Source organism: Paenibacillus sp. NPDC058177 (genome assembly GCF_042883835.1).
In the GTDB taxonomy this organism is placed as follows: Bacteria; Bacillota; Bacilli; order Paenibacillales; family Paenibacillaceae; genus Paenibacillus_AQ; species Paenibacillus_AQ agri.
The window spans coordinates 1,276,916-1,299,098 of the sequence record NZ_JBHVVB010000001.1; the positions used below are offsets into that span (position 1 = coordinate 1,276,916).

17 protein-coding genes are annotated in these 22,183 nt (G+C 49.9%); 1 reads left to right on the forward strand and 16 read right to left on the reverse strand.

The features are described 5' to 3' along the window. Window positions 1-67 precede the first annotated feature (67 nt). From ACFVU8_RS06095 to ACFVU8_RS06125, 7 genes are all read right to left on the reverse strand, one after another. Entirely contained in the window at window positions 68-652 is a 585-nt protein-coding gene (locus ACFVU8_RS06095; RefSeq protein WP_066368921.1) for a TetR/AcrR family transcriptional regulator, read from the reverse strand. Window positions 653-908: 256 nt separating this feature from the next. Next, window positions 909-1,790, reverse strand: a complete 882-nt coding sequence (locus ACFVU8_RS06100; RefSeq protein ID WP_387426276.1) for a carbohydrate ABC transporter permease — start codon at window positions 1,788-1,790, stop codon at window positions 909-911. After that, entirely contained in the window at window positions 1,787-2,665 is an 879-nt protein-coding gene (locus ACFVU8_RS06105; protein WP_175372721.1) for a carbohydrate ABC transporter permease, read from the reverse strand. Before ACFVU8_RS06105 ends, ACFVU8_RS06100 begins: the two co-directional genes overlap by 4 nt. 126 nt (window positions 2,666-2,791) lie before the next feature. Next, on the reverse strand, window positions 2,792-4,132 hold the full coding sequence (locus ACFVU8_RS06110) for an extracellular solute-binding protein (RefSeq protein ID WP_175372720.1): 1,341 nt from the start codon (window positions 4,130-4,132) through the stop codon (window positions 2,792-2,794). 175 nt (window positions 4,133-4,307) lie between these two features. Continuing rightward, window positions 4,308-5,873, reverse strand: a complete 1,566-nt coding sequence (locus ACFVU8_RS06115) for a response regulator (RefSeq protein WP_387426277.1) — start codon at window positions 5,871-5,873, stop codon at window positions 4,308-4,310. 2 nt (window positions 5,874-5,875) lie between these two features. Further along, window positions 5,876-7,636: a cache domain-containing sensor histidine kinase gene (locus ACFVU8_RS06120; RefSeq protein WP_387426278.1), complete on the reverse strand. Its 1,761-nt coding sequence runs from the start codon at window positions 7,634-7,636 to the stop codon at window positions 5,876-5,878. 189 nt (window positions 7,637-7,825) lie between these two features. Then, window positions 7,826-9,736: a beta-N-acetylhexosaminidase gene (locus ACFVU8_RS06125; protein WP_387426280.1), complete on the reverse strand. Its 1,911-nt coding sequence runs from the start codon at window positions 9,734-9,736 to the stop codon at window positions 7,826-7,828. A 311-nt stretch (window positions 9,737-10,047) separates the two neighbouring features. Here ACFVU8_RS06125 and ACFVU8_RS06130 point away from each other — a divergent pair, with 311 nt between their 5' ends. Then, a complete protein-coding gene (locus tag ACFVU8_RS06130) occupies window positions 10,048-10,482 on the forward strand; it encodes a DUF4395 domain-containing protein (protein ID WP_379466778.1) in 435 nt (144 codons plus the stop codon). Window positions 10,483-10,564: 82 nt separating this feature from the next. Here ACFVU8_RS06130 and ACFVU8_RS06135 read toward each other — a convergent pair whose 3' ends face one another. The 9 genes from ACFVU8_RS06135 to ACFVU8_RS06175 all read right to left on the reverse strand — a co-directional run bounded on the left by ACFVU8_RS06135 (window position 10,565) and on the right by ACFVU8_RS06175 (window position 21,874). Further along, window positions 10,565-11,086 carry a hypothetical protein gene (locus tag ACFVU8_RS06135; protein ID WP_387427215.1) on the reverse strand — a complete coding sequence of 174 codons (522 nt, stop codon included), beginning with the start codon at window positions 11,084-11,086 and terminating at the stop codon, window positions 10,565-10,567. Window positions 11,087-12,214: 1,128 nt separating this feature from the next. Further along, on the reverse strand, window positions 12,215-13,819 hold the full coding sequence (locus tag ACFVU8_RS06140; RefSeq protein WP_387426281.1) for an HAL/PAL/TAL family ammonia-lyase: 1,605 nt from the start codon (window positions 13,817-13,819) through the stop codon (window positions 12,215-12,217). Continuing rightward, window positions 13,812-14,954: a thiohydantoin desulfurase gene (locus tag ACFVU8_RS06145; protein WP_387426283.1), complete on the reverse strand. Its 1,143-nt coding sequence runs from the start codon at window positions 14,952-14,954 to the stop codon at window positions 13,812-13,814. The genes ACFVU8_RS06140 and ACFVU8_RS06145 overlap by 8 nt, the downstream gene beginning before the upstream one ends. Window positions 14,955-15,017: 63 nt before the next feature. Continuing rightward, on the reverse strand, window positions 15,018-16,688 hold the full coding sequence (locus ACFVU8_RS06150; protein ID WP_387426285.1) for a thiourocanate hydratase: 1,671 nt from the start codon (window positions 16,686-16,688) through the stop codon (window positions 15,018-15,020). Between the two features lie 25 nt (window positions 16,689-16,713). Continuing rightward, window positions 16,714-18,069 carry an LLM class flavin-dependent oxidoreductase gene (locus ACFVU8_RS06155; RefSeq protein ID WP_387426287.1) on the reverse strand — a complete coding sequence of 452 codons (1,356 nt, stop codon included), beginning with the start codon at window positions 18,067-18,069 and terminating at the stop codon, window positions 16,714-16,716. Between the two features lie 73 nt (window positions 18,070-18,142). Continuing rightward, window positions 18,143-19,081: an ABC transporter substrate-binding protein gene (locus tag ACFVU8_RS06160; protein WP_387426289.1), complete on the reverse strand. Its 939-nt coding sequence runs from the start codon at window positions 19,079-19,081 to the stop codon at window positions 18,143-18,145. Window positions 19,082-19,110: 29 nt separating this feature from the next. After that, window positions 19,111-19,761 carry an ABC transporter permease gene (locus tag ACFVU8_RS06165; RefSeq protein WP_175372710.1) on the reverse strand — a complete coding sequence of 217 codons (651 nt, stop codon included), beginning with the start codon at window positions 19,759-19,761 and terminating at the stop codon, window positions 19,111-19,113. Continuing rightward, window positions 19,758-20,897 (reverse strand): betaine/proline/choline family ABC transporter ATP-binding protein, encoded by a 1,140-nt coding sequence (locus tag ACFVU8_RS06170; protein ID WP_387426291.1) that lies wholly within the window; start codon window positions 20,895-20,897, stop codon window positions 19,758-19,760. The genes ACFVU8_RS06165 and ACFVU8_RS06170 overlap by 4 nt, the downstream gene beginning before the upstream one ends. A 236-nt stretch (window positions 20,898-21,133) precedes the next feature. Continuing rightward, on the reverse strand, window positions 21,134-21,874 hold the full coding sequence (locus ACFVU8_RS06175) for an IclR family transcriptional regulator (RefSeq protein WP_175372773.1): 741 nt from the start codon (window positions 21,872-21,874) through the stop codon (window positions 21,134-21,136). Window positions 21,875-22,183: the final 309 nt, after the last annotated feature.

Genomic DNA, 22,183 nt, shown 5'->3' on the forward strand with positions numbered 1-22,183 from the left:
TTTTTTTCTTCTGACTGTTGCTGTTTGTGTAAAGTTGTGTCCACTCTCTTATCCTCCTGAAAATCTATTATTCTCTCTCTGTTATGCTAAGCAAAGCCGGAACAATCTTCACCGCCGCAAGCAGCGGTTGCTCATCCCGGTAAGTCAGCGCCTGAAGCAGTGATCCCTCTAGCAAAGATACCGCTGCGGACGCCTGAGTCGTCGCTATTTCTTCTTCAGTACCTTCTGTCAGCAAACGTTCTTTGATCACCTCCTGCCAGTCTTTAAATACAGATTGACATGCGGCTCGCAGCTCTTCGCTGATACAGGACGTTTCTACGGCCAGCCAGAAGCTGAACGGAACTACGCCTTCGAATGAAGAATCCACAGCCTCCTTGGCCATGTCCAGAATAAAATCCTGTATCCCCTTCGCAGCGGATTCGCTAGTCTCCATACAATGTCTAAGCTTGCAGGCTACAATCTCACTGGTGCGGTTGATACAAGTTAGTGCCAGCTCCTCCTTACCGTGGGGAAAATAATAATAGAGTGATCCCTTCGGGGATTCGCTGTCTTTGATAATCTGGCTCAGACCCGTTGCATGATAGCCTTGCGTGAAAAATAGCCGCGAAGCAGTATCCAGTATGGCTTCACGTGCATTCGGCTTATTAGACAACCCGACACTTCCTTTGCATTATAACAATTGGTCTATATAATAAAACCACAGCCCAGGAAATGTGTCAATTTTTATTTTCTTAAGATTAAGACATTTTACACAACTAGCGATTAGCAAATAATCATCGATATATTCAGGCAAGATTCAGCTTGGCACAGCTTAATTTAGGGAGAATCCCAAGGCATAAAAAGGCAAGGCACTTCAGTGAACTGAAGGCCTTGCCTTTGCTTTATTATGATATTGATATAGATGAGGATCAGCCTTTAACGGCTCCTGCCACCATCCCCTTCATAATTTGATTCTGAAATAGCAGATAAATGATGATAGTCGGAATGACGGCGATCGATATGGCGGCCATCGTCAGGCTGTAGTCCGTACCGTAGCCATCCGAGAACATCGACAGGCTGAGCGGCAGTGTCTTCAGCGCCTGTTTATTGATAAAGACGAGCGCGAACGCAAAATCATTCCAGAATCTGAGAAAGCCGAGAATGGACACGGTAGCCATGGCGGGAACTGCCAGTGGAACGATAATCCGATAGAAAATCCCCCAGTATCCGTTGCCGTCGATCATAGCGGCTTCCTCCAGCTCTTTCGGCACGGAAGTCAGATAGGCTGCAATGACGAAGACTGCGATCGGCAGTTCAAAGGCGGTATACGGCAGAATCAGCGAAGCGTACGTATCCAGGATACCGAGATTCTTCATCAGAATAAAGAGCGGCACCAATGTGCTATGAATGGGAATCAGCATCCCGAGCACGAAAAGCATCATAATGAAGCCTTTGAAGCGGAAATTCAGGCGGGATACAATAAAGGCCGTGAGTGTTCCCAGAAATAGAGTCAGTACCAATGATAAGACAGAGACGATAACCGAATTCAGGAATGCTTTACCAATGCCACCGATTTCCCATGCCCGGGTATAGTTTTCGAACTGCCAGACGGATGGTAGTGCGAATGGACTGCCGAAAAATTCCTGATTTGATTTAAAGGAACTAATAAATAGCCACAGCAGCGGGTACAGCGTAACCAGCGCATACGCAAGAAGAAAGAGATGAAGGAGCCAGGAAGCTCTGAAATTCAGGACTCTGGACGAAGTGTTCGTCGTGGTTTTAGGCACTCTGCCGGGAGCGATCGTTTTCATTCCATCCCCCTCTTCCGCATCAGTACCTGGCTGCCGAGCACCAGAATCATGCTGATAATAATAATTAAGGTAGAAACCGCCGACCCGTAGCCGTAACGGTAGATTTCAAAGGTATTGTTGTACATGTACGTGGCCAGAAGTTCAGTGGACTGCGCAGGCCCCCCACCCGTCATGACAAAAATCAGGTCAAACGCTTTAAGACTTCCTGATATGCATAACACGATTGCTACCTTAATCGTATCCCAGATCATCGGAATGACTATGAGATACAGCCACTTCCCCTTAATAGCCCCGTCAATCTTGGCCGCCTCCTCCACATCCGAAGAGATGTTCTGAATCGCGGATAGAAAAATAATCAGGTAAGGTCCGATGTTCGCCCAGATCACCGGCGCACTGACCGAATACATATTGATGCTCGGGTCGCCGAGCCAATCGCGAATCCAGGAGCTAAGCCCAATCTGCTCCAACAGTACATTCAGTATCCCGATCTGCGGGTGATAGATATAACCCCAGATCAATCCGATCACGATGCTCGATACGACCATGGGCATAAAAACAGCGGAGCGGACAAACCGGTGAAACAGCGTGCTTTTTCTGAGAATGAGAGACAGTAAAAGAGCGATCGGCAGTTGCCCCAGAATCGAGGCGGCGACGATGATCAGGTTGTTCTTGAGCGCCCGCCAGAAAATAGGGTCCTTGAGCGCTTCGGCGTAGTTATCTAAACCAATAAAGCGGGCGGCACCAATGCCTTTCCAGTCAAAAAAACCGTAGTACGCAGACCAGAGAATAGGAACAATAACGAAGAGTAAATAGATCGTCAAGGCAGGCAGCAGCCCAATGATAATAAAGCTTCTGAGTCGGTTCGTGAATGCCATAGGCGGCCTCCTTTGGTTACGTGTCGTTGTAAGATAAAAGAAGTGAACGGACGTCCGTCTCCGCTCAGAAGACGGACACTGTTCATACAAGAAGTTTCAGGTTGCGGTACAGGGCGTGAGATGAACTTATTTGCCGAGATCGCGAGCCTGGGCATCTTGAATCTTCTTCGCAATGTCTTCCGGTTTGCCGCCCATAGAGAGCTCCTGCAATCCGTTATTCACTGCTTCCGTAGCCGAGGAGGTTAGATAGGCATCATAGACTGGCGTCAGCTTCACCGATTTGTACAGGTTGTACGCTTTGTAGAACAGCGGCATAACCTGCGACTCATCCAGATCCACATTGTACGTCACGATCGAGTTGCTGCCTGCGATTGCTTTCATGGCATCCGGGCCGCTGACGGTATATATCAGCTCCAGCGCCGCTTTAAGCTGATCGCCTGTTGCACGCTTGCTGAGCGCAAGACCACCGCCCGAGCCGCCGGACATGGATTTTGGATCACCTTTGCCCCCAGGAACAGAAGGCAGAATTGTCACGTCCACCTGGTTCAGCTGTTCTTCCGTACCGGATGCAGCCATATTTGTCAGGGCCCATGCGCCATCGATCATCATTGCAGCTTTACCTTCGACGAAATACTGTTCCATCTGCGTATTGTCCAAGCTGTTGAAGCCGGGCTGAAACGCTTTAGCGTCGGATAATTGTTTAAAATAAGTCAGGGCCTGCACAAATTCCGGATCGGTGAATTTAGCGCCGTCCTGATTAACCGCCTTCTTGAACCAGTCAGTTCCAGTTACGCGATCCGCCAGGGACGAAATGATACTGGACTGTGCCAACCATGATGCTTTATTACCAAGTGAAATCGGGGTGATTTTATTGTCGTTAAACGTTTTAACCGCCGTCATCATCTCATCCCAAGTGGTTGGAACCTTAACATTGTATTTTTCAAAAAGCGATTTGTTATAGAACAGGAAAGACGTTGCAGAGCCACTTAGCGGTGTCGCATACACTTCTCCGTTAAAGGACAGTGTATCCAGCGAACCTGGAATGAAATTATTCTTCCATTCAGGATGCTCATCAAGCAAGGACGTAATCGGTTGGATCAACCCGCCATCGTAGAACTCTTTGATAGACGTCCCTGATTGGGTAAAGAAGACATCCGGCATTTCATCGGCTGCAGCCACAGTCTTCAGACGCTGGCGGTAACCGTCAGGAGGAATGGCTTGGGCATCCAACTGGATTTCAGGGTGCTCGGCCTTGAACTTGTCGATCTGAGCGCGTACTGCCTTGGCTCTTAGGTCGTCGCCGGAGAAGTTATGCCAGATGGAAAGCTTGATTTTTGGAGAGGCTGTTCCGGCTTTATTACCCTCCTCCGCTGTACCTGAGTTTCCCGTGTTACCTCCTCCGCATGCTGCAAGCAGTAACGTCATTGCTGTTGTACAGGCCGTAATGGCGAGTGTTTTCTTTTTCATTGCCATGCCCTCCTTAAGTTCTATTTATACATTTAGTATAGGTGTGCGAGGGCGGAGCCAACAGGAGACATTCTACAGGAACAGGGTAGACAAAATTCGGTTTATGGCATGAAAACGGACATGATTTTCAGAAATCGTTGTAAAATAACCTTATACATAACACAATTGAGTGATATTAGTTAACATTAGACAATCGGTATTCAGATGGTGTGCTGCCCATTATTTTTTTGAACTGCTGGCTAAAATATTTCATATCCTCATAACCGACCTCACCCGCGATCTCGCCGATTTTCTTCTGTGTCGTGAGAAGCAAGCGGCCCGCCCGGAGCATCCTTTCTCTGGTCACGAATTCTATATAGCCCTGACCGGTCTCCCGCTTGAAGACCTCACTGAAGTGGTTGGGGGTCAAATGGACGACTCCGGCGACCTGCTGCAGGCTCAGTTGTTGGTTGAGGTGATTTCGTATATATGCGATGGCACGCTGGATGTAAGCGTAGCGGCTGTCGCTAGCCCCCTGGTGAAACTCGTTCATGACATTCAGCAGTTGACGGAAAAGCTCATCTTCCAGCCGTACGCCGGCCTCAAAGGTGAAGATCGGAACCGCCGTTGGCTCGCTAGCGCCAATCTCCCGGTTCCGGTCCAGCCAGCGGTGCGCAACGATAATGATCGACTGTAGATAAGCCTGCAGCGCTGTCGGGGTTGCATCAGGGTCCTGAAGTTGCTCCTCTATGATCCGGTGAGTCCAGGCATGCAGCTGAGTCGCATAATTCTGAATCAGCAGCCCTAGAAGCTCTCGCTCCTCCTTCTCCGAACAGACTGTTCGACCTCCCCGGCGCCGCTCAATATCCTTCATTCTGTACACACCTTGATCTCCGAACAAGACCCGATAGGCATAAATCTTAGTTGCTTCCTCGTAGGACTGTGGCAGCTCGCTGAGCGAATGAACGATTTCTCCCGCTGCGGCAAAGAGATCGCATTTGAGCATTTCCCGCACCTGGTATAGCGCTTTCTCTAACATTCGCATACAGGGCCAGCCTTCTTCAGCACGGAGTGCAACGATGATTGTATGGTTACGAACCAACGTAACGCACGGCAAAAGCTCTTGTAGACGGTTCTCCGCGCTTCCCAAAATCAGCTCACTGAACCGTTCATCTCCCCAGCCAGAAGCGCCGACCAGCAGTACCCGCATCGGCTGAGCGCCGCAGACCTCATCCTTTGAGAGGACACCATTCTGCTGGAGCCAGTCTGTTACCGGCTTAAAGCCTGCCGTGTCCGAGGATCGCCTGCCCCCGCCCGTCAACCATTCTTCAAGCAGACGACTTCGCAGCGCTGCTGCTGAAACCGCTCCATGCTCTGCCGCTTCCCGCTTCATACTCAAATTCTGCTGAGCCTTCATTACCGCTTTGATGACTTCCTCCGGACCGCTGGTCTTCAGCAGATAGTCAGTCACTCCCTCACGCAGCGCCTGCTGGGCGTAACGAAAATCATCGTAGCCGGTCAAGATAATAATCTCAACATCCGGCAGCTGCTCCTTGATCTCTTTAGCAAGCTCAATCCCGTTCATTCCTGACATTCTTATGTCAGTTAAGACGACATCAGGTCGTTCACCGGGAATACGCTCCAATACCTCCTCCGCCGATTCCGCCGGTGGAAGCAGCGTCATGCCAAGCGCCTCCCAATTAATAACCGTACAGAGTCCCATGCGAATGATGGCCTCGTCATCAACGATCAATATATTCACAGCTAGCCCTCCAATACAGGTATAGTAAACGAGATTCGAGTGCCGCCTCCCGGCGTACTCTCGATATGAAGACCTGCTCCGTTGCCGTAATGCAGCTTCAGGCGGCGGTGTACACTGCTCAGACCATATCCTGAGTTCAAGGAGTTGGATCGCGACTGTTCATTGGTCTCCCCAATTAACAGCATGCTGCGCAGCTGTATCAGCTTCTCCTCATCCATGCCAACCCCCGTGTCCTCAACAACAAAGGACATGCCTTCTCCCCGCGGCTCGGCATGGACGAAGATCGTGCCCTTGCCCTGTTTTTTCTTCAATCCGTGCATGATGCTGTTCTCGATCAGCGGCTGCAGCAGTAGCTTCAGCATCGTCCTCCCTTGTATTTCCGGATCAATCAGGAAGGTGCAATCGAATTTATCCTGGAACCGCTTTGACATAATATGGACATAGTTCTGTGCATGCGATACCTCCTGTCCTACGGAACAGAACTCCTTGCCGTCGTTAAGGCTGAACCGCAGAAAGTCGCCGAGTGCCCCGACCATCTCTGCTACCTGCGTGTCCTTGTTCATGAGTGCAATCCAGTGAATTGATGACAGCGTGTTATATAGAAAATGCGGATGAATCTGAGCCTGGAGAGCCTGGATATCCACCTCTTTCTTCTTCGCTTCTTCCAACTGCAATTGACTTTTCAGGCGCTCGATCCGCTGGCCGAGCTTATTATAACTATGCAGAACCATCCCGATTTCGTCTGTGGAGCGGACCTCGAATTGTTTGACCGGATCACCAGGACTTAAAGATTTCAGCTTTCTGGCTAGCTTGGTCAATGGCCGTGTAACCCATGCGGTAAAATACAATACCAGTCCTCCTGCGAGCACTGCCGCAACGCCAATGGCGACCGCTGTAAGTGTAAGCACGTATTCATTCTGCGCAGTATACATTGTGGTCGGGATGACGCCGACCAGCTTCCAGTTCAGACTCGGCAATGTGTAATAGAGCAGCGTATTACTCTCCCCACCCTGATCCAGTTTAAGGACACCATCGGTTCCTCTCAGATCGCCCATCCCCGGAAGCAACTGTGCAAGCGGCCGATTCAGCCCTTCACCTGTCTGGGAAGACATGATCCGGTTATCCTGATTAATGAGCCACAGCCGACCTGTTTCATTCCAGGCTGCGTCCCCCAGCATTTCTTGTATTTCGTCTACATCCACACTGATCGACATTTCTCCCAGCAGCTGGAACTTATCTGTACTGCGAATCGGACGAACCAGTGAGAATACGCGCTTGATGCCGTCGTCAGTCGTCTGGTTCTCATAGAGCGGAGTCCACCACTTTTGAGTGGGATTATAATCAGCTGAGTTCTCCAATAAATTGTGCAACCCGGAGTGCAGTATTGTCGTGTTAGATAGCGCCGGATATCCGTTGCCAGAGGTGATAGTGATATTTGAAATGTAAGGTTTGGAAGAAGCCAGATTCAGCAAAAAGGCCACACTTTGCGAGTATAGGGAAATGTCCTCCCTATCGCTGCCGAGATAGGATTGTATATTACGCTGTCCAATAATGAACACTGACATGGTCTCGATGTCGTTGATTATAAAATCCAATTTGTCCGAAAGCTGCCGGAGCGTATTCATCCCGGACTGCTTTTCGATTTTTTCTGTCAGATTAGAGGCGATCCGGTAAGTGACGACTCCGGCGCCAAGCAGCGGGAATACGATCGCTATGAGGAGCAGCAGCGATAGCTTCCTTTTCAAAGAACGCTTGAACCACATTTCCCTCTCCCCCTTTCCTTGTTTCGATTGCTCATCATTGTACAACACCATGCGCCATCCGGGTCTCCTATTTATCAAAAAAAAGTTCTCGTCATACTCCAATTTCTTGCGAATAGTAGTAAAGAAGCTGCTCCGGTTATCCGGTCTAACCGGTCGGAACAGCTTGAAATGCCGCCTTATATTAGAAGATTAAAAGGGATTTAAGACGTGAAAAAATACATTTGGCGTTGCCATGCGGTAATAATAGCTGCACCATCCAGCCCCTCTATTATTGAACCGGTTCGCCGAGCTGTACGGCAGCCGTTCCTGCTCCAGCTCTTCGATTCTGGCGATTCGCCCCTCTGCGTAATCCAGCAGCCGCAAGGCAGCGGAATCAAGACGGTTCACAAGACCTCCGTACCGGATGTCCAGCACCTCCCAGCCAAATGGCTTGAACATGTGGTGCCATGCGGTGCGGTGCGCTGCCCGAAGCTCCTTAACCGCTCTTGCAATCTCCGGTAACTCCCGCTCTGCAATCAGGACCAGCGCAGCCTTATCGCCGGCGTCATATGCCCGCTTTAATTCGATGCCGATTAGACTTTTGCGTTTCAGCACTGCGCACAACTTTTCCGGAACCTCCAGCATCTGGGCTGCGGCAGGATCGGTAGCACGGCGCTCCGCCAGGGTCCGCTCAAGTGCTTCGTAATGGGCGGTCAGCTCCAGACCCTCAATCTGATGGTCGAACAGTCCAAGCAATACATCCTGATACAGCAAAAACTTCGAAGGGTTGCTCTGCACACGGTTGTCCGGTTCAGCCCCGGGCGTCTCGTCCAGATCCTTCATCAGAAGGTAGCTATCTGCCTCAATCCCGGTGCAGAATTTTACACGCTCCGCAAGATGCCCCCACTCTGGACGTTCCGGTGAGTAAGCATGCTCTGCATACAACTGCAGGCCAAGCAGCGCAGCGAACGGATTACCTTCGTTGCCGTCATCCCCCCACATTGTAGCATACACCTCGTTGATGCCTTCTCTTTTACACACCTGCAGTGCCGTATCTGACGCCTTGAGAGACAAGCCGTAGTTAACCCCGAATGTATTAAAGATCCACACAGCTCCGGCAAAAGCCAGCTTTGACCCGAGAGGTCGGTGCTTCGCGACTAATTGCTCATACTCCTCGGCTTCCGTGTGCACGTAATCCCAATACACCATGTCTACATCTTTAGGAATGCGGCGCTGCATCTCTTCTGGTATCGACGTTTCCGCGTCATAGTATTCACTGCCGTTCCCGGAAGCGAGCTTCAGGAACATGTCGCTCCACATCATCGGTTCAAGTCCGCGCCCGCGTACAATGTCCAGCACCTTTTCAAGATGTGAAGTCATGATGTCGAATCGGCTACTGTATCCGTTTCGGTCGAGATATTTGCCCCGGCCCAGCTCCTCAGCCTCATCCATTCCGATATGGATTTTGCGGCTGCGGAACGGTGCACTAGCCGACTCAATCATGCGTTCGACCAAACTCAGCGTACGATCCTCACCTACCAGCAGCGCACCTTTTGTATCCTTATAATGGGACACCGGCTCCCACTTCAGAAATTCCTCCAGATGCGCCAACGTCTGAATGCTTGGGAAGGCCTCGATGCCGAACTGAGCCGCATAATCGTCGATCTCGCGAAGTTCCTGCTGCGAATAACGGCCCCGCATATACCCGAAATAAGGTTCGCCCTCGATTTCGTATGTATCCTCCATATAGAGCATGACCGTATTCAGTCCCATCAAGGCCATCTTGTTCAGCATATCTTTGAAGCTCTCCGTGGTCAGCACCGCGTTGCGGGATAGGTCGAACATCGGGCCGACGAGATCAAATTGCTGCTGTTCAGTAATATGGAATACCGCGCTCTTTCGAGCGTGTTGGACCAGTAGACCAAGTCCGCGGAAAAACTGGTGGATATGTTCATACCTAATATACCCTTGGCCATCCTCACAGCCGACCTCTATGCCTTCACTGGAACTCTCTACCCGGACAGGCATTCCGTCTTCCTCAAGCTGAATCCCTAACTCATCAGCCAGAATCTCGATTCCAGGCAGCAGAGCCAATATGTCACCCTCAAACCACAACTTCATCTTCTCATCCTCCTCAATATTCCCACTAATAACCTTCCCTGTGCCCTCTACGCTATGCCGAATTTGCATTTTAAACATTATAACGTTATATTCTTTTTTTCTAATTTCTATCCTATCTTATGTTTAGGTTGAAGCGCAATACATGAATTTGATTTACAGACTTTCAATTTTCGGCAGGTCAGGCGAACCCTATGCTGCTTGCAATCTCATTGAATACGATTGTTTAACCTATATAAAAACAAATGATGTCTTCCCAAACGTCTAAGCCACCGTTATACTATAATTATTCCAATATGTTAGGTGTGATTAATGTGAGCAATGGTACCAAAGGCATTCCGCGCCCACTTGTGAAAACCAACCAGAGCTTTATAGTTCTTTCTGTCCTGATAACCTGGTTTACCGGGCAATACTGGATTCTTGCACTGCCGCTCGCAGCCGGATTATCGGGCCTGATCTTCGGATATAATCCTGTCATCAAGCTGGCTGCCACTTTTCTTAGAAAAGAACGCTCTGCGTATGTCCTTGAGGATTGGGATCAGCAGCAGTTCAACCAAAGCATCGCTGTGGGCTGCCTTGCTGCCGGATTGCTCAGCTTCTTAGTAGGCTGGACCGTTGCCGCCTACATATTCACTGCACTGGTTGCCGTTGCTGCAACTGTAGCCATTCTCGGCTTCTGCATCGGCTGCTTCATCCATTATCAATGGAGAATGTATACCTACCGTCGCAAGCAAAGCAGCACGCATTAAGTCATAACAGAAACCCCGGACGGAGTTATGGACACGATTCCATAATTCTGACCGGGGTTTATTTGATATAACTTCAGTATTATTATTCGGCTGCGTCCCAGCGGTGGCGATACTTCTCCAGTCGCGGATGGAGAAATGCCGGCGCTTCCGACAAGAGCAAGCGAATTTTCACAATCCACTCTTCAAAAGAGGAAAAGGAAGCGAATTGGTTCGCCATATCCGGTGTCAGATATAAAAAATGCGGAGCCGGATATCTCTCCGTCAGATGACGAAGCGCAGAATCTAGCGGCGTATATTTCTTCCTCTTTCCTTCCCAGCCTTCAACCGTTATGAAGGACACACCCTGTTCTCTTTTCCATTCATGCAGACGATCCTCCCGCTTGTAAAAAGCTTGGACTGGTTCTTTGGACAAACGGCGCACGGTCTCTTCATGCAGCGGATAGAGCACCAATTTAGTGAACTTGCGATCCGTAGCGGTCTTGGCTGCTGCCGCAAGCTCAGAACTTTGGATATGCTCAAATGAATCATAGAAAATCAAAGTGCCTTTACGCTGCTCGACGGGCGGCTCATAGCCGTAAGGGACGTGAACAATATTTCTTGTCATCATTTACCTCCTGTTTCTTGTAGTTATGGAGATATGAAAGTATGAATCATTCTTGTTCCAAACAAAAAGGAATGCGTTTATCGCATCCCTATATATTTACTTCACCAGCATTTGATTGTTGAAGTTCTGGATAAAAGCGTGGATGCCATTTCCAACTTCATCCATGGAAACATCCGCTTCAGGTTAAGTTTATCATAGAACGTATTTAAAAACCAAACATAGCCAGAAAAAAAGAGAGCTTATACAAGAAGGATAGAAGTGTAACTAACGGCATTTTCGTACCTTAAATTCGCCGCAACTAAGGGGTAATGGAGATTAAGTGCAATATTGTACCTTAAATCCTCCATAATACCCCATCCGGCGTGATTTTTCGAAAAGAAAGATACAAAAATGCCCTTATTTACCTTATTTGATTATTTTCAAGAAAAATAAGGTGCAAAAATGCTGTTAATTAGGGAGGGACCTCTTAGCTAAAACAAATAAAACCATCAAACCCAACTTCGAAACTTTTCCGGCAAGCTTTATCTAATAATATATTAGTAAACGCGCTCTCAAAGGATTGTTGTGACGATTGACAGGAGCGCTTCCAGGAAGTTCGCCATAAACAAATCCCTCTTCGTATTTATACGCGATTGCTCCCTGTATAATTTTATTATTATCTCCTATGACGAGAAGCTTATACGGTTTTGACAAACTTCCCGTTTGAAGATACTTACTCCAAGTGATTTTTCTTTCCCAGCCCAAACGCTTGAGAGACGTGCCTCTTCTAACTCCAAATCTAATTTTCTGAATTGAGATTATATCACAGACATAAAGAGTTACGGAGTGATCTTAGTAGAAGCAAATAAGAAAGTTACGATCAAAACATTCGGGAAATTCTTAAGTTTACGAGAATAAACACAAAAAACCGGAACTTCCCCGAAAAGGGCAGCCCGGCTGTCAGTCCTACAATTCTTTTTCCCTGAAAAATGGCGTTGTTCTATTCTTCAGCGCTGATTGATGGTGTAGCAGGCGCTCCGGCCTGCCTCAAGTGAGCATTTGATGCCATTCATTTAGAAAGACTCCATTCTCCTTGAATCATCATTTTGAAAAATATAGATCAAAACCATAATCAATCTATTTATATAGTTAATTATTAATATGATTACCTAACTTATATCTCACTGCATTGAGCCATTTACCTTCCTTAAACAAACGGTAAGCCCGTTCGATATCCACAGTCTGATTGCGGTCCTCAGACAGAAAAGGTATTTCAGAACGCAGCAGTTCATATCCAGCTCCAGTACCCTCACCCAAGCGCAGATTGCCACGAAGGTCAATAGCTTGAGCTGCATGAAGAGCTTCAATCGCCAGAATGTAAGCTAAACGGTCAGCGATCTCCCGAAGCTTGGAGACGACATAAGGGGAGTTAGCTGCGTGATCTTCAATGTCTCCTGCAAGCGACATATAATCGGCAGAGACCGGGTTGCTGAGATGACGAATCTCCGCATCCAGGGAGGCGGCAGTTTTCTGTACTGTGCAAAAGCCGATCGAGCGGCTTGGGTCAGCAGTCAGAAACCGGCTCAAGCCAGTAAAGCCAGGATCGCCAAGCTTGATCATCCGGTAGCAGGAACTTTTGGACACATGATGCAGGGCACTGCCGAGCATCTCAAACCCTAACGTCCATGTCACCGGATCATAGTTGGCGCAAGACAAGATGCGCCGTTCTTCCGTCAGGACACAAGGATTATCGTCAGAGCTATTCAAATGAATCTCCAATTGCTGACGTGTGTAACCCAAAGCATCCCTGGCGGCTCCGTGAATCTGGCAGGCATCCCGGAAGCTCAGCGGGTCTTGCAGTGATTCCGGATTGAATCCGCTCCACAGATCGCTGTTCTTTAGCGCTGACCGGACCTGAGACAGACTGCCTAGCTGACCTGGGAACGGCCGCTTGCGGTGCACTGATTCATCCAGCGGACTGATATTCCCGCGAATGGCTTCCAGAGACAACGCGTAGACGTAATCTGCAGCCTCCAATAGATCACGGATTTCGACCAATGCCAAGGCTCCATTGCCTGCAGAGAGTGCATTGGAGCTGACAATGGCCAGCCCATCCTTTGGACCGAGACTTAGCGGTGCCAGACCTGCTGCTGCAAGTGCTTCAAGAGCAGGTAACCGGCGGCCGGCGACATCGACTTCCCCTTCGCCAATCATGGCCAGGCCAATATGCGAAATGGTCGTGATATCGGCTGCGCCCACAGAACCACGCAGTGGCAGAACCGGATGAATCCCCAGGTTCAGAAATTCAGCATAACGCTCGGCAATTTCCGGCTGAGCGCCTGTCGCGCCCGCCAGCAGGCCGTTGAGCCGGACCAGCATGACTGCCCGGACCACTTCCTCCGGCGCGTCCGGCTGCACGCCAGCACTGTGCGATAGCAGCAAGTTGCGGTTATAGGCTTCAAAATAACCAGAGTCAATGATCTTGTCCTTGTTCCAGCCCACTCCCCGATTCAATCCATAGACTGGCACGCCTTCGGCTGCGAGCTCGAAAATCACTTTACGGGCTGCTTCCAGCCGCTCCCGGGCCTCTGCTGCAATCACTACAGGCCTACGCTGTCGTGCTACACCGTCAACATCTTCAATACTCAAGCTGTCTCCATCAAGAATCAAGTAATTAATCCCATTAACTGAATGACTGCCCACTCCATGATCGCCCGTAGCTACTGTTCCAAAGACTGCTGTGTCCTCAGGCATAAACCTCTATCTCCTTACTCTCCTTCTTCACTTTACTTTCCTTTTTCTCTTTGTCGAAGGCATAGCTTTGTAGATCAATACCGAGTGCTTCTTCAACCTCAGGATACACGCTAGGGTCTTTTACACTGGAACTAAGTGGAATCTTGGATTTATCGATGGAGAATACAGCAACCTCCATCCCCTCTCTTATGTCACCTACACTGACCGGCAATCCCGTCTGCAAATCGAACGTAGTAATAACATCCGGGAAGGTTGTCAGACGCTTGCCCTTCTGATCGTCCACAGCCATATATTCATTCATGACATGAAGGACCAGCGTTTTCTTGGGAATTTCGACTTCAATCGTGCCGATGTCAAAAGCGCCCGAATAGCGCACGTTCTTCGCAGTCACCGTGCCTCTGCCAAGAATTTTGCCCTTCGTCTTGCGAACAACCGCCTTCAGCACAGCCTCCGGTCCATCCGGTTCAGCCTTCAAAATCGCTCTGCCTAGCTCCAGAGCAATGGAAATGCCCCCGATTGCGGCATGCTCCTTGATATACTTGGCTGGTAGTGGATGACGTGCAGCGGCAATGAATCCACCCGCCATGTCCGAGGCCGTCCGCAGAATATTAGAAGTTCGAGCTGGCGTCCCTTTGACCACCAGTTCAATGTAGCTGCCGTTCTCCGGATTGCCCCCGGCCACAGCCTGTATAGTCTCGTAATCAATGGAAGACGCAAGGCCGAGCGAGCCCATTTTGCCAGTAGGATGCGCGCGGATGTCTCCAGTGGCATCAATGACTGCTAAACCAAGCGCAGCCGCAGGCAGCCAGCCGTTAATCGTACTGGACATACCATTTTGCGGTGTCATGACTCCGGCAATCTTACCGTCATATTTATCAATCACAAGCTGTACCGCTTTGATGTAATCTTTGCCGAGCATCTGCCAGTCCCGGCCTGCCGGAGCACCTATGGCCGTACAGGTCAGAATGATCGCATCATCCGGCAGTTCATCTATGGACAAAAGCTTGGGCCGGCCAAGACCAAGAGCGGCATGGCCGATCTCCAGTCCATGATCGACCCAACCGCCGCCGCCGCTGGCGAATACGGAGCCCCCTTTAACCGCTGCTTCCACATCATCTCTTGTCAGTTCACGCATGTGTATTTCCCCCTTATGTCAATTATGCAATTTCTGCGCTGGGACATTAGACTACGCATTGCGTTATTCCGCTGGAATGGTCTCATAGCGCGTCGTATCAATCCGGGCGATGCCTTTGTCTTGCACTTCTTCCAGTGATTCGTCGTAACCGGCATCTGCATAGCGAAGAACGCCAATCCCTGTATCGTTGTCAAGTGCAGTACGAAGACGCAGATCGCTTGCCTCCGTACCGTCAGCTACAATCGTAACCCCTGCGCTGGTCATATAGCCGGAGTATCCTCCCCCACCGGAATGAATGGCCACCAGATCAGCCATCGACGAACAGTTCAGCATCGCGTTCAATAGCGGCCAATCAGAGATAGCATCGCTACCATCCTTCATCCGCTCCGTCATGATGTTGGGATGCGTCATAGCTCCGGCATCCAGATGGTCACGCGAGAAGGCTACTGGACCAGCAAGCTTACCTTCGCGTACTAACTGGTTAACCGCGAGCGCCAGCTTGCTGCGATCCTGGTGGCCGAACCAGCCGATCCGGGCTGGCAGGCCTTCGAATGGAACGTACGTATTGGCAAGCTTGATCCAATTAGAGACGATCTCATTGTCGCTGAATTCCTTCAAGATATAATCATCGATGATGCGAATATCCTCAGCTTCACCGCTAAGTGCTACCCAGCGGAAAGGCCCAATTGCTCTTGCAAACAGCGGACGCAGAAAAGCCTCTGTAAAAATATCAATATCAAACGCGTTATCTACGCCGTATTGCACCGCCTGGGAACGGATGTTGTTGCCATTGTCGAAGACAACCGCCCCCCGTTCCTTGAACGCCAGCATCGCCTGGACCTCCTTGGCGATGGAGGCTCCGGCAGCGGCTTGCAGCTCAGCCGGCCGGTCCTTGCGGGCCGCGGCAGCTGAAGCTGGTGTATAGCCGCTCGGAATATATCCGTACAGCAGGTCATGTGCGGACGTCTGGTCCGTCACAACATCAGGCTGTACGCCCCGTCGCAGCAGCTCCGGATAGACATCGGCGGCATTGCCCAGCAGGCCGACCGATACACTCGTGCCATTCGTTACCGCCTCCTTAATCCAGGACAGCGCCTCATCGAGGCTGTCTGTCTTCCGCTGCAGGTAACCGGCAGCGATCCGCTTGTCGATCCGCTCCTCCGCCACCTCCACACAAAGAATAGCGGCATTCGCCATATGGCCAGCCAACGGCTGCGCACCACCCATGCCGCCGAGCCCAGCGGTCAGAATGAAGCGTCCACGCAGATCGCCGCCAAAATGCAATCGGGCAATACTTTGAAAGATCTCATAGGTTCCCTGGATAACCCCCTGTGAACCTATGTACTGCCAGGCGGCTGCGGTGAGCCCGCCCCAAATGATCAGCCCTTTGTCCTGCAGCTCGTAGAAGTTCTCACTGGTCGCCCAGCGTCCCACGAGATTGCAGTTCGCCATAACAACCAGCGGTGCCTGGCGGTGCGTTTTGAAGATACCGATCGGTTTGCCGGACTGGATGACGAGTGTCTCATCCTCTTCCAACTGCTTCAGTGTCTCCACGATTGCCCTGTACGAGGGCCAGTTCCGCGCCGCTTTTCCCAGTGAAGCATACACAATTAGTTCCTTCTGGTTCTCACCGTTCTCAAGCACGTTCTCTAACATGCGCAAGAGTGCTTCCTGCCTCCAGCCCTTGCAGCGCAGTGTTCCGCCTCTCTTCGCAGTAATTCTTGTCACTGCCATCCCCCGCTTTCAGTTCGCTGTTCTGTCATTGTGGTGTAACGGCTTCCGGCGTTTTAACATACCGGCTTTCCGGCTTGCTGAAGCCTAGGTGTTCCCGTAGTGTAGTACCTTCATATTCCTGGCGTAGCAGACCTCTCTGCTGAAGAATTGGTACGACTTTCTCCACGAAATCGTCGAGCGCTCCCGGCAAATACGGGAAAGCGATATTGAAGCCGTCGGCAGCTCCACCGGTGAACCAGGCTTCAATGTAATCGGCAACCTGTTCCGGCGTGCCGGCGAAAACCCGTTTCGTAGTGACCCTTTTTGCGACTTGTATGAGTGTTAGATCCTCATTAATCAGAAGCTCGCGGATGCTTTGCAGTCTAGATTTGCTCTGGTTGAACCCCTCTTCCTCCGGCAGAAAAGGCAGTGGTTCATCCAGTGGATAACCCGATACGTCCACCCCAATGTAATGGGACAACAGATCCAATGCTAGCCGGTCAGGGGTCTGGTTCTCCACTTCAGCGAGGCGTTCCGCTGCCTCCTCTTCGGTATCTCCAAGAATTGGCATCAGAGCCGGCATGATTTTGAGATCATCCGGAGAACGGCCGTATTTAGCCAATCTGCCCTTGATATCTGCGTACAACGCCTGGCCTTCAGCCAGCGTGCCGCCAGGAGCGAACACAACTTCAGCTGTAGCGGCAGCCACTTCTTTTCCCGCCTCAGAAGCTCCAGCCTGAATCAATACCGGATAGCCTTGCGGCGGACGAGAAACATTCAACGGGCCTTTGACTTTAAAGTGCTTGCCCTCATGATCCAGATTATGAAGCTTATCTTTATCTGCGAAAAAGCCAGTTTCCTTGTCAAACAGCAGCGCATCCTCATCCCAACTATCCCAAAGTCCCTGAGTAACATCGACAAACTCCTTGGCCCGCTCATATCGCAGCTCATGCTGCAAATGACTTTCCTTTCCGAAATTCCGGGCCTCCTCGTCCGTTTGAGAGGTCACAATATTCCACGCGGCCCGCCCGCCGCTGAAATGATCCAGCGTTGCGAGCTTGCGCGCAATATGATACGGATCGTTATATGTTGTGGAGATGGTTGCAGCCAGCCCAATATGGCTAGTTACCGCCGCCAGTGCAGACAGCAGGGTGAACGGCTCCGGCCGAATATGGTTAGAATGGCTAACCCCCGATTCAAAACGGTCCCAGACATAGAGCTCATCCGCATAGAAGAACATGTCGAATCGCCCACGCTCCGCCGTTTGTACAATTCTTTTGTAATAATCGAAACTCAGAAGCCCCTCGGCCTCAGACCTGGGATGTCTCCAGCTTGAAATATGCTCACCCGCCGGAAAAAACATCATCGCTCCCAGGGCGAGCTGCCGTGTACTGTTGCTCATAACGTGTTATCCCCTCTCATCCGTTAATTGTTGGGTCATGTCATTGTCAGGCCTCAATCGGTAATGAGAAAGCCTACTTAATCAGTCCTTGTGACTTCAGCCATTCACGGGCGACATCGATAGCGGGCTTCTGTTCCTGCTCCACCTCGGCATTCAGCTTCTGCATAGCGGTTTCGTCCAATTTGCCTGCCAGTTTGTTGAGCGTTTCTTTCAACTCAGGATGCTCATCCAGCGTCTGCTCGCGTACAACCGGGAAAGCGTCATAAGGCACAAACACATGCTTGTCGTCTTCGAGCGCCACGAGATCGTTCGCCAAGATTTGGCTGTCTGTCGAATACGGAAGCATCACATCAATCAGCTTCTGCTTGATCGCTTGGTACCGCAAGGAACTGTCTTGAATGGACTTCGTTTCCTTGAACTTTGGCTTATAAATACTTTCTACGTATGGCCAGGCATCCGCACGGTTCAGGAACTCCTCACTTGCCCCAAAGACCAATTCGCCCGATTTCTCAGCAAGCTGTGATGCTGTCTTCAAGTCATACTTTTCAGCGGTTTCCCTACGTACAGCAAAGACATAGGTATTATTAAAGCCAAGCGGATCAAGCGCGATCAGCTTGTTTTTTTCCTTTAGCTGGGTGACAACGGTCTTAAATGCTTTGTCCGGATCAAATTCGGGCTCTAGCTTTAAAATATTGATCAGTGCCGTCCCGCTGTACTCCACATATGCATCCACATCTCCTGAGCCAATGGCATTCCAGAGCAACGTGTTGTCCAGCTTCTTGATCTCTGTCTTCAGCTTCGTGTCATTCTCAACCAGAAGTTTCAAAGCATTTGCCAAAATATCCGACTCAGCAAATCCTTTGGTAGCCAGAACAATCGTATCCTTGCCCTCAGAAGCCTTGGAATCGGAGCAGCCCGCCGCAGTAAACACAGTGGTGAGTACTAACCCTAGGGTGATAAGCAGCTTACTTCCTTTTGTTGCCGTCCATCTTGTTGGGTTTACAGTTGTCATGATCCATACCACTCTCCCTGGGTAAATTCTTAAAATTTATTCAAGTGCCGCAGGCCTTTAGGGGTAAGTGCCCGGTTCAGCAGCAGCAATATGAAGTTAACGGAGATTACCAATAGTGAGACCGGAATGGCTCCTTCCATAATGGTAACTGTGTTGATCATGGCAATTCCTCTGGTGATGATGTCTCCAAGCCCTCCGGCAGCAATGTAAGTAGCAATCGTAGCAAGACTGATGGTCTGTACAGCGACCAGCCTTACACCTGCCATGATGACACTGCGTGCAATGGGGAGCTGAACCATACTCATCATCTGCCATTTGGTCATGCCCATTCCGGTACCCGCCTCAAGGAGAGAAGGCTGAACCCCATTGATGCCAACGTAGGTGTTCTGAAGCATTGGAAGTACAGCATATAAGGTCAACGCGATAATGGCTGGGGTAGTACCGATACCTACCAGCGGAATCATGAACCCGAACAGCGCCAGGCTCGGAATGGTCTGGATGGCTGAGACAACGGTAATGATCGTGTTCGCCATCCGCTTGTGGCTGGTCAGAAAAATCCCGAGGGGAACCGCGATAAATCCAGCAATGAGAACGGAAATCAGAGATAGATACATGTGCTCTCCCGTTTTGCTCAGTATCATCGGCCAGTCGGCGGCTAACGTATCCCATACATGATTCATGCGCTATGCTCCTCCCTGTGAAGATGTCGTCCCAGTGCTTCTATAACGCTGGACCGGGTGACGGTGCCAATCAGCCGGTTGCTGTCATCCACAACAGGCAGGATCCGGTGACTGCGAATCTGCTCGAAGACCTCGGACAACGGTGTGTGTGCCAAAAGGGAGCTTGTATCACTTTGGACGATAGCGCCAACCTTTAGGGTGCTGCCATGCAGAAGATGCTGGCTGATTTCTTCAATTCCGACAATCCCCAGTAGCTCACCCCATGCCCCGGTTACAGCCAAAGCTTCTGCGCTGTTTGCTCTCAGAAGTTCAAGGGCTTCATCAATTGGAGCCTGATGATCAATAGACAGACCATCGATCATGATATGGTGAGCCGTCCCTGGCGACAAGTCGTTCTGGAAACGTTCCGGGCCCAGAAATTCAACCACAAATTCATTGGCCGGGTGAGCCAGTAGTTCAGCGGGCGTACTGCTCTGCACCACTTCACCTTCGCTCAGCAGAATAACCCGGTCAGCGATTTTCAGCGCTTCATCAATGTCATGTGTCACGAAGACAATCGTCTTGTGCAGGCGCTGGTTGAGGTTGATCAGTTCTTTCTGGAGCTGGACCCGGCTGATCGGATCAAGCGCACTGAATGGTTCATCCATCAGGATGATTGAAGGGTCGGATGCCAGAGCACGGGCCACCCCTATTCGCTGTTGCTGTCCTCCGCTTAACTCATGGGGATAACGTTTGCGGTACTGCTCCGGCGAAAGACCAATCAACTGAAGAAGCTTGGTTACCTGCTCTCTGCGCTCCCCCTTGCCTGCACCTTTGAGTCTCGGAACAATCCCGATATTCTCTTCGATGGTCATATGGGGAAAGAGACCGATCTGCTGAATGACATATCCAATATCCCGTCTCAGACTCACAGCGTCCACAGAGCCGATATCCCTTCCTTCAACAAGAACCTGTCCCTCACTGGGCTCCTCTAGCCGGTTGATCATTTTAAGCAGTGTAGTCTTACCGCAGCCGGAAGGTCCGATAATCGTTACTATCTGCCCTTTTGGTACCGTGAGGTTAAAATCACGCAGCACTGTACCTGAACCGTAATCCTTGCTTACATTCCTGAACTCAACCGCTACTGCTTCAGCCATACTGCCCCTCTCCCTTCAAAATGTATTATTCTTATTTGTAAACTTGGTTTTGGTGCAAAAACTTACCTCCAAATAGCAAAAGAGGCCTTATTCTTCGTCTGAGCGAAAAACAAGACCTCCATAGGTATGGTCAGTCATATTATTGTCATGTGATAATTAGATACCGTAAGACAATAATATTGGTGAGATACACTTTTGTCAATCATAAATTAAACTATTCTAATCGGAATTAAAAACTAATTCCCGCCACCCATCCGTCGTGACAGCTCCGCTGCCGCTTTGGTTACTGCTTCAATGTTTGTCTTGTCCTGCTCGTTGCTGCAGCGGAAGCTGGGTCCAGCCACGGCGAGGCTTGCAATTACAGGACCTTGACCGTCCGTGATTGGTGCCGCTATGGCATACACATCAGGGTCAACCTCACCCTTGGTAATGCTGTAGTTCTGCTCACGAATGGTCGCAAGTTCAGCTATGAGCCCTTCCCTCTCCTTGTCACTGCTAAGCAGCTGCAAGATTCTCTCCGTTACCTTGGCGCTTTCGAAAGCAAGAATGCATTTGCCCGAAGCCCCCATATGTAGTGGCAGAATCCGTCCATTGTCGATGGAGAATTGAATCAGGCCACGGCTCTTCACATTCTGAATGCATACCGCATTGTTGCCCGTTCGGACAAACAGAATTGAAGTTTCCTGTACCTTCTCCGTCAATTCTTCCATAATGGGGAGGGCCAGCGGCAGTAAATCACGTTGGAACTGCATGTTCAGACTACGCGCCAAATCAAGAATGCGCAGGCCAAGGCCAATCTGGTTCTTCCCCCTCCTTTCGATAATTCCATTCTGTTCTAAGGTCTGCAGAAAACGATAGGTCGTACTCTCCGGAATGGACACTTTCTGCGCGATTTCACTCACCGTCAGCGTCCCGCTCTCTTCCGACAAAGCGAATAAGATATCCAGCGCACGGCTTAACGTCTGCGTTCCGTTCATTTTTTGCACTAGCCAACGACTCCTCTTTTATCCAATAGAAGACTTGTAATATTGTGATTTTAGCCTATTTTCCGGAAAAATTACAGTTCGATCTGTTTAAAAAGATTCATCTCCTTTGTTCTCATTATTAGAGAAGTCTTTATTTTTTCACGATAATATCATGACACCCTAATATTAACAACTAGTATTATTATCGGATTATATGCGAATAAAACGATTTCTCTCTTAAAAATGAATAAAAATACCATTGACATCTAGGGAATTCGACTTAGAATATAATTTATTAATCCTATATATACACTTGGATTT